Origin of the sequence: Streptomyces sp. YIM 98790 (assembly GCF_011421595.1) — a bacterium.
In the GTDB taxonomy this organism is placed as follows: domain Bacteria; phylum Actinomycetota; class Actinomycetes; order Streptomycetales; family Streptomycetaceae; genus Streptomyces.
This window is the reverse complement of the sequence record NZ_WTLH01000209.1, coordinates 1-9,035: the sequence shown is the minus strand read 5'-3', so window position 1 is coordinate 9,035 and position 9,035 is coordinate 1. Positions and strand designations below refer to the sequence as shown.

Genomic DNA, 9,035 nt, shown 5'->3' with positions numbered 1-9,035 from the left:
GCCCTGCCGGTGCGCTTCCCCCCGGCCGAGGCCCCGCACCGGCCGGCCCCGGCCCCGGCCCCGGCACCGGAGCGCGGGCCGGGACTGGAGCCGGAGCCGGAATCCGCCCCGGGCCCCGAACCGGGACCGGACAACCCGGGCCCGGCGGGCGAGCCGGCCGCGGACGGCGGCCGTCCGGCGCTGCACGAGGCGGTCCAGCCGCTCTACGGCTACGAACTGGCTGCCGACGCCCAGGCCGTCTACGCCCGGCTGCGCAAGGCCGGCCCGGCGGCCCCCGTGGAACTCGCCCCGGGCGTCCGCGCCATGCTGGTGACCTCCTACGACACCNCGGGCGTCCGCGCCATGCTGGTGACCTCCTACGACACCGCGCTGCGGGTGCTGCGCAGCCCCGAGCTGTTCGCCAAGGACCCGCGCCGCTGGCGGGACCTGGCCGAGGGCCGGGTGCCGGAGGACAGCCCGGTCGTCCCGATGATGTACTACCGCCCCATCGCGCTGTTCACGGACGGGGCGGAGCACCGGCGGCTGCGCGCGGCCATCACGGACTCCCTGGACCGGGTGGAGTCGGCGGCGCTGCGGGTCTATGCGGAGGAGAGCGCGGACCTGTTGATCGACCGGTTCGCGCCCGACGGCGAGGCGGAACTGCTGAGCCAGTACGCCACCATGCTGCCGCTGCTGGTGTTCAACCGGCTGTTCGACTGCCCGCCCGAGCTCGGGGACAGGCTGGTCGAGGCGCTGTCCGCGATCTACGACGGCCGCGACGCGCAGCGCAACCACGAGGTGGTGATGGAGACCTCCCATGCCCTGGTCGCGTACAAGCGGGAGCGGCCCGGAGCCGATGTGCTGTCCTGGCTCATCGCCCACCCCTCCGCGCTGACCGACGAGGAACTCGGCCACCAGCTCGCCCTGCTGATGTCCGCGGGCACCGAGCCGGAGCAGAACCTNCCTCCCATGCCCTGGTCGCGTACAAGCGGGAGCGGCCCGGAGCCGATGTGCTGTCCTGGCTCATCGCCCACCCCTCCGCGCTGACCGACGAGGAACTCGGCCACCAGCTCGCCCTGCTGATGTCCGCGGGCACCGAGCCGGAGCAGAACCTGATCGTCAATGCGCTGCGGCTGCTGCTGGCCGACGAGCGGTTCGCCAGCAGCCTGTCCGGCGGCCGGCTGGCGGTGGAGGACGCGCTGGACGAGGTGCTGTGGAAGGACCCGCCCATGGACAACTACGCGATCCACTACCCGGTGCGGGACGTGGAGGTCGACGGTGTGCTGTTCCCGCAGGGCATGCCGGTGGTGATCAGCTTCGCCGCCGCCAACACCGACCCGGCCCACGCGGTCGAGCAGCGGGCCGGGAACCGGGCGCATCTGGCGTGGAGCGCCGGGCCGCACACCTGTCCGGCGCAGGGGCATGCCCGGCTGATCGCCACGGTGGCGGTGGAACGGCTGCTGGACCGGCTGCCGGATGTCGAGCTGGCGGTGCCGGACGGCGCACTGGCCCGGCGCCCGGGGCCGTTCCACCGGGCGCTGGCCGCCCTGCCGGTGCGCTTCCCCCCGGCCTCCGCCGCCTCCGCCGCCTCCGCCGCCTCCGCCGGGTCCGCCGGGACCGCGGCGCAGGGCGTGCCGGGGAGCGGGCCGGCGAACAGGACGGAGACCGGAGCGCGCCGCGGTGCCGGTGCCGGTGCGGAACAGGACCCCGCGGGCAGCGGCCAGGAGGGTTCCGCCGCCCGGGCCGCCGCCCTCCGCAACCGGGCCCTGCGGCGCGCCTGGACCGCGCTGGGCCAGTGGTGGCGCGGCGGCGAGTAGCCCCGTACGGTGACCGTCGGCAGCAGGACGGTCACCGAATGGGGCAGCAGCAGTGCAGGAGCAGATTCCGGACCCGGTCCGTGACACCTACGGACCGGCCGATCTCGCCGCCACCCCGGCGTTCGCGGGCGGATTCATCAATTTCGGTTACTGGGAGGGCATCCCGCTGGCCGGGCCGCTGACCGCGGACGACCGGGTGGCCAGTCAGCGGAACCTGTACCGCAGGGTGCTCGCCGCCCTGGGCGGCACCCGCGGGCGGCACGGCCTGGAGGTGGGCTGCGGGCTCGGCCTGGGCTGCGAGCTGATGCTCCGGGAGTCCCAGCTGGCCACGGTCACCGGCATGGACATCCACCCCCGGCAACTGGAGCGGGCCCGCCGGGCCAACGAGCGGCTGCTCGCCGAGCGGCCCGCGCGGCTGTCCTTCGCCCAGGGCTCGGCCGAGCGGATGCCGTTCGGGGACGGCGAGTTCGGGGTCCTGTACTCGGTCGAGGCGGCACAGCACTTCCGTGACCTGGCGGCGTTCGCCCGTGAGGCCCGGCGGGTGCTGAGGCCGGGCGGCCGGCTGGCCGTTGCCGGCTTCTTCGTGCCCACCCGGGACGCGGGCGCGGCCGAGGCGCTCGCCGGGCTGCTGGACAGCTTCGCCTCCGGGCTGGACGTGGCGCACCCGGTGGCGGGAATGACCCGGTCGCTGGGCGAGGCCGGGCTGCACCGGGTGCGGGCCGAGCCGATCGGCGAGGCGGTCTGGGCGGGCCTGGACGCCTATCTGGCGCAGATCGACCTGCCGGTGACCTGGCCGCGCAACTTCCTCCGCGCCTACCGCGACCGCCTGCTCGACTACTACATCGTCACCGCCACCACCTGAGCCGGCGGCGGGGGGTAGGGTCGGCCGGGTCGGTGGCCGGTGCGGCCGGTGCGGGCGGGAGGCGGACGGTGGACGGTGGCGGCGGCACGGCGGGGCTGCTGGCGGTGGCGGAGCGCTGCTGCCGGGAGGCGGCGCGGCTGCTGCGCGCCCGGGCCGGGCGCGGCACCGATGTCCGTACCAAGCCCGGGCGCCGCTTCGACCAGGTCTCGGCCGCGGACACCGCCATCGAGGACTTCCTGACCGGAGCCCTGCTGGCAGCGGTCCCGGGTTCGGCCGTGGTCGGCGAGGAGCGCGGCATCCGGCCCGGGACCAGTGGTGTCACCTGGTACGTGGACCCGGTGGACGGCACCGGCAATTACGTGCGCGGGGTGCCGCTGGTGTGCGTGTCGGTGGGCGTCGCCGTGCACGGCCGGGTGGTCGCGGGGTGCGTGGTGGACGTGTTCCGGGACGAGTGCTTCACCGGCGGCGAGGGGCTGCCGCTGCGGGTCGGCCCGGCCGAGCCGGGCCCGCGCAGGGGCGCTGGAGCGGCGGGGGTGCCGCTGGTCCTGACCGATGTGCCGCTGCCCGGCCGGGTCGGCCGGGCAGCGATGGACTTCCTGGGCGAGCTGCTGGAGCGTGCCGAGGTGCGGCGGCTGTACTGCACCGCGCTGTCCCTGGCGTGGGTGGCCGCGGGCCGCGCCGACGCCGCCTGCAACCTGGGCATTCACCCGTGGGACACGGCCGCCGGGGCAGCCCTGGTGCGGGCCGCGGGCGGCCGGTGGACGCCGGTCGGCGGCGATCCGGCCGGGCCGCCCGAGCACGCGCCGGGTTTTGTGGCCGCCGGTCCGGGCGCGGACGCCAAGGCTCTCGGTGACTGGCTGTGCGAACGCCTCACCGCCCTGGCCGCCGAAGACCTCGCCGGGGACGCCGCCGGGGATGCCGCCGGGGACGGGGCCCCGCTGCCCTGAGCGTCCGCCTGCCGCGCCGACCGCCGGGTGCCGGTGCCGTCGCGGCCGCCGTCCGGCGGTGCGCAGGGGGAGCGGCCGGGCGGTGTGCGGCCCGCCGCGGGACCGGGGCTCAGGAGTGCGCGTAGGCGCGGGAGCGGGAGGGCGCCACCAGCACCGGGATGGGGGAGTGCAGCACCAGGGACCGGCAGGTGCCGCCGAACATGTGGTGCGGCGGGCCGACCACGATCAGGTCGGCGTTCTCGTTGCGGGCAAGGTCCAGCAGGGCGTCGGCCGGCCGTCCGGCGACCACCTCCACCACCGGGTCGAGCTCGGCCACCTCGCGGGCGTACGCCAGCAGGGTCTGCTCGGCGCGCGCCAGGTGATCGCCGGACCCCCCGTCGTTGCCGGCGGTGTCGAAGTCCACCACCTTGGTGAGGATGAGCCGTCCGGCGCGCGGGCCGAGGAGGTCCCGGACCGCCTCGGCGGTGTGGCGCGAACTGCTGGTGCCGTCCACGCCGACGATCACGGTCAGGCCGCTGCGCGGGCTGCCGCGGCGCGGCGCGGAGACCAGCCGTGAGGTGTCCTCGGCGCGTTCGAGCAGTACGGGCGCGGCCAGCGGGCCGAGCAGCACGCCCCACAGGAACCACAGCGGGTGTTGATGGCCCTGCCGCAGCATCAGGGCGGTGCCGACGAGGCCGGACAGCACCCAGACGCTGACCAGGATCAGTGAGAGCTCCCAGCCGTTCATGTCTCGATTCTGCGCGGCAGCGGGGCCGGGCGCGACCGCAGACCGGTACCTGCCGCTGCGGACGGCCGGCCCTCGCCCCGGCGGCGCACGGGGGCGGGGCGGGTCCGCTCCGGCGCCGTCGGCGGTCGGGGTCTCCGGCACCGGAGCGGGATCGGGGGGTGGCGATCAGGGGGTTTCTCCGCCGGGGCCGGTGGTGGCCCGGCCCCGGCGGCGGTACCCCTCCGGCGCGGACGGTGGACGGGTGCGCCCGCGCCGGAGGGAGTCGGCGTGGCGGTGGCCGGCGGGCCGCCGCCGGTCAGAGCGGGGCGCCGCCCGCCTGCGCCGGGACCGTGCTGGCCGGGCAGGCCATCACCCGGTCGTGGCCCACGGTGCGTTCCGGGCCGGTCAGCGCCACCGGCAGGGTGTGCCGGATGTCGCCGCTGGAGGCACCCAGCCGCAGTTCCAGCACACCCGGCTCGACGATCCGCTGCCCCGGCTGCAGCGTGTAGGCGGCAAGGTCGGCGTGGAAGACGAACCGCACGGTGGCGGACTCGCCCGCGGCCAGCGTCACCCGGGAGTAGCCGACCAGCCGGTTCACCGGCCGGACGATCCGGGCCAGCGGGTCGTGCAGGTAGAGCTGCACCACCTCGGTGCCTTCCCGGTCACCGGTGTTGCGCACCGTGACCGAGACCACGGTGGAGCCGTCGGTGGGCACGGTGGCCTCCTCCACGGACGGGTCCTCCCAGGCGAAGGAGGTGTAGGACAGCCCGTGGCCGAAGGGGTAGAGCGGGGTGGGGTCGAGCGAGGTGGCGCCGTTGGCCTGGCCCAGCGGCGGGGCCAGGTAGGTCCAGGGCTGGCCGCCCGGCCGGTGCGGCACGCTGACCGGCAGCCGTCCGGAGGGATTGACCCGGCCGGAGAGCACCCCGGCCACCGCCGGGCCGCCCTCCTCGCCGGGGAAGAAGCCCTGCACCACCGCGGCCAGCCGGCCGGCCCAGCGGCCCAGCGCGTAGGGGCGGCCGGACAGCAGCACCAGCACCACCGGGATGCCGGTCTCCACCAGCCGGTCCAGGGAGGCGGCCTGGCCGCCCGGCAGCTCCAGGTCGGGGGCGTCGCAGCCCTCGCCGGAGGTGCCGCGGCCGAACAGGCCGGAATGGTCGCCCAGCACCGCGATCCACACGTCGGGGCGCTCGGAGGCGGACAGGCCGTCCGGGCCCTCCGGCAGGTGCGTCACGGTGGCCCCCGGCAGCTCGGGGCGGAGCGCCTCCAGCACGGTGGGCACGGCCAGCCCGATCTCGGTGTCCGGGTGGTCCACCAGCACATGGCGCGGGAAGGTGTAGCAGCCGAGCATGGCGGCCGGGTCGTCGGCCAGCGGGCCGGTGACCGCGATCCGGGCATCGGCGGCCAGCGGCAGCACCCGGCCCTCGTTGGCGAGCAGCACCACGGACTCCTCGGCCAGCCGGCGGGCGACGGCGCGCAGCTCCGGCGGGTCCAGGTCGATGGTGACCGACTCGGGGTCGTCGGCGGCGGCCAGGAGGGGCGGCTCGGGCGACCAGTGCTCGTCCAGCAGGCCGAGCTGGATCTTCTGGACCAGCACCCGCTTCACCGCCCGGTCGATCAGTTCCTCGGGAACCTCGCCGGAGCGGACCGCCTTCAGCAGCGGCTCGCCGTAGCAGCGCACGGCCGGCAGCTCCACGTCCACGCCGGCCGCCAGGGCGAGGGCGGCGGCGCCGGCCGGGGAGTCGGCCACGCCGTGGTTCAGTTCCAGGAAGGAGATGCCGAAGTAGTCGGCGACCAGCACGCCCTCGAAGCCCCAGGCGTCCCGCAGCAGTCCGGTGAGCAGCTCCGGGTCGGCCGCGGCCGGCATGCCGTCGTTGTCGTTGTAGGCGTGCATCACGGCGCGGGCGCCGCCGTCCCGGAGCGCCATCTCGAACGGCGGCAGCATGATGTCGGCCTGCTCGCGCGGGCCCATGGAGACCGGGGCATGGTTGCGCGCGGCGTGCGAGGCGGAGTAGCCCACGAAGTGCTTCAGGGTGGCGACCACCCCGGCGGACTCCAGGCCGCGGACGTAGGCTGTGCCGATGGTGGCGACCAGGTACGGGTCCTCGGCGATGGCTTCCTCGGTGCGGCCCCAGCGCGGGTCGCGGATCACGTCCAGCACCGGGGCCAGGCCCTGGTGCACGCCCACCGAGCGCAGCGAGGCGCCGATCAGGGCGGCGGCCCGCTCCAGCAGGGCGGGGTCGAAGGAGGCGCCCCAGGCGAGCGGCGTGGGAAGGATGGCGGCCTGCCAGGCATTGAAGCCGGTCAGGCACTCCTCGTGCACCTGGGCCGGGATGCCGAAACGGTTCGCCCCCGCGATGTGCCGCTGGAGCCGGGCCAGCACGCGGGCGGCCCCCGCCGGGTCCACCGGCTTGGTGCCGAACGGCCGGGTGAGCTGTCCGGGGCCGTGGGCAGGCAGCACCGCCTCGCCGGCCGGGGTGGCGACCTTGGCCTCCTCGCCGCTGTCCACGGTGAGCGACGGCGGCGCCGAGAACTCGTGCTGGAGCGGGGCCACGTCCTCACCGCCCTCGTCCGAGCCGGGCCAGATGGCGGAGAGCTGCGCCGTCTTCTCCTCCAGCGTCATCCGGGACAGCAGCTCGGCCGCGCGGGTCTCGGCGGGAAGGGCGGCGTCCTGCCACGGCTGAGGCATAGTGCTCCTCTGTCTTCCGGAAAGTTTCCGAAAATTATCGGCTTTGCGGGTGCACGCTAGAAGCGCGAGCCAGTCCTGTCAACGGTGCTGGTTCCGAAAACCCACGAAAGTGGCCCCTGAGAACAGGGGGACTTTCCGGGCAAAAGCGGTCAGTGTCACCGGGTCGGCCCGCCCTGCCGCACGGTCGTGCCAGGTCGGGGCCATGGGCCGGGTCCGGCGGGGACGGCCGGATCACCGGCGGTCCGGGGCGCCCCGGCAGGCCCCGGCGGCGGCCGGGGCCGGTCAGCCGTCGCCGGGCGGCGCGCTGCTGGACCGCACCACCAGCTCGGTGGCCAGCTCCACCCGCGGCGAGTCCACGTCCTCGCCGCGGGCCAGCCGGAGCACCGTGCGGGCGGCCAGCTTCCCCATCTCGGCCAGCGGCTGCCGCACCGTGGTCAGCGGCGGCGAGGACCACTTCACCTCGGGCAGGTCGTCGAACCCCACCACGCTCACGTCCTGCGGCACCCGCAGGCCCAGCCGGCGCAGCGCCTCTATCGCGCCCAGCGCCATCTGATCGCTGGAGGCGAACACCGCGGTCGGCGGATCGCTCAGCTCCATCAGTGCGTTGCAGCCGGTGAAGCCGGACTTGTGATAGAAGTCACCCTGCGCCACCAGCCGGTCGTCCCCGGCCACCCCGGCCGCCTCCAGCGCCGCCCGGTAGCCGTCCAGCCGGGCCCGGCTGCACAGCAGCCGCGGCGGCCCGGCGATGANGCTGCACAGCAGCCGCGGCGGCCCGGCGATGAAGCCGATCCGGCGGTGCCCCTGGAGCAGCAGATGCTCGGTGGCGGCCAGCCCGCCCGCCCAGTTGGTGGCCCCGATGGTGGGCGCGTCCAGGGTGGTGGCGCCGGCCGGGTCGACCACCACGATGGGCACGCCGAGCCGGTGCAGCTCCTTGTGCAGCACCGGCTCCAGCGCCGAGGTGACCAGGATGACCCCGTCCGAGGCGCGGGCCCGCAGGTTGTTCAGCCACTGCCGGGCAGGCCCGGAGCGGTCGTGGATGGCCGAGACCACGGTGCCCACCGCCGAGGCGTGGGTGACCTCCTCCACGCCCCGGATGATCTCCACCGCCCAGGGGCTGTCGATGTCGTTGAAGACCAGGTCCACCAGGGCGGCCCGGTCGCCGGGCGCGGCCCGGCGGCGGTACCCGTAGCGCTGGAGCAGCTCCTCGACCCGGGCCCGGGTCTCCGGCGCCACGTCCGCGCGGCCGTTGACCACCCGGGAGACGGTGGGCACGGACACGCCGGCCTCCCGTGCGATGGCCGTGATGGTGACCTTGCGAGCGCCTGGCATGGTCGCCCTCCTTGGGCTGGTGTCCTGACGGGACCGCGTTCCCCGGCACAGGCTGCGCGGCGCCCCTGGCGGCCGGCGGCACGTGGAGGAACGGCTGCGCGGGCCCGTGCGGACCTGCGCGGACGCCGCCTTCCACGGGGGCCGGGGGCGGCGTTCCAGGAGCCATCATGCACGGGTTGGGCCGATACGGAAATCTTTCGATGATGTTCCGGAAGCCTTGACCATCCCGGCCGGGCCGCCTAGAAATGGCGCGTCATCTGGACATGTGGACATGTCAAGAAAGGGACTTCTCGATGTCTTTCCTCAGGCGCAGAGCCGCCGTCGGGGTCGCGGCCGGAGCCCTGCTCGCCGGTGTCGCGGTCTTCGGCAGCACCCTCGGAACCGCCCATGCCGCGGGCAGTACCCTGCGGGAGGCCGCCGCCGACCAGGGCCGCTTCGCCGGTGTCGCGGTCAACGACAGCCTGCTGGGCAATGCGCAGTACGCCGACCTGGTGGCCCGGGAGTTCAGCAGCGTCACGGCCGAGAACGTGATGAAGTGGGAGACGATCGAGCCGTCCCAGGGCCAGTTCAACTGGTCCGGCGGCGACCGGCTGGTCAACTTCGCCCAGCAGAACAACCAGAAGGTCTACGGCCACACCCTGGTCTGGCACAGCCAGATGCCGGGCTGGCTGGAGAACGGCAACTTCAGCGCGTCGCAGCTGCGGCAGAT

Annotated in this window: 6 protein-coding genes and 1 pseudogene; 4 read left to right on the top strand and 3 right to left on the bottom strand. The window is 75.3% G+C overall.

Annotated elements, in window-relative coordinates:
* Window positions 1-303 precede the first annotated feature (303 nt).
* From GQS09_RS31075 to GQS09_RS24265, 3 genes and pseudogenes are all read left to right on the top strand, one after another.
* A pseudogene (locus tag GQS09_RS31075) lies at window positions 304-1,796 on the top strand (cytochrome P450).
* Window positions 1,797-1,848: 52 nt separating this feature from the next.
* Window positions 1,849-2,658, top strand: a complete 810-nt coding sequence (locus tag GQS09_RS24270; protein ID WP_313896315.1) for a class I SAM-dependent methyltransferase — start codon at window positions 1,849-1,851, stop codon at window positions 2,656-2,658.
* Between the two features lie 68 nt (window positions 2,659-2,726).
* Window positions 2,727-3,605 carry an inositol monophosphatase family protein gene (locus GQS09_RS24265; protein ID WP_165989715.1) on the top strand — a complete coding sequence of 293 codons (879 nt, stop codon included), beginning with the start codon at window positions 2,727-2,729 and terminating at the stop codon, window positions 3,603-3,605.
* A 109-nt stretch (window positions 3,606-3,714) separates the two neighbouring features.
* Here the strand turns inward: GQS09_RS24265 and GQS09_RS24260 are convergent, their stop codons facing one another.
* The 3 genes from GQS09_RS24260 to GQS09_RS24250 form a co-directional block, all read right to left on the bottom strand.
* Window positions 3,715-4,332 carry a universal stress protein gene (locus tag GQS09_RS24260; protein ID WP_165989714.1) on the bottom strand — a complete coding sequence of 206 codons (618 nt, stop codon included), beginning with the start codon at window positions 4,330-4,332 and terminating at the stop codon, window positions 3,715-3,717.
* A gap of 295 nt (window positions 4,333-4,627) precedes the next feature.
* Window positions 4,628-6,997, bottom strand: coding sequence for a glycoside hydrolase family 3 N-terminal domain-containing protein (locus tag GQS09_RS24255; RefSeq protein WP_165989713.1), 2,370 nt, complete (start codon window positions 6,995-6,997; stop codon window positions 4,628-4,630).
* Window positions 6,998-7,279: 282 nt separating this feature from the next.
* Entirely contained in the window at window positions 7,280-8,326 is a 1,047-nt protein-coding gene (locus GQS09_RS24250) for a LacI family DNA-binding transcriptional regulator (RefSeq protein ID WP_165989712.1), read from the bottom strand.
* 293 nt (window positions 8,327-8,619) lie between these two features.
* Here GQS09_RS24250 and GQS09_RS24245 point away from each other — a divergent pair.
* On the top strand, window positions 8,620-9,035 hold a 416-nt coding region (locus tag GQS09_RS24245), incomplete at its 3' end, for an endo-1,4-beta-xylanase (protein WP_207958226.1).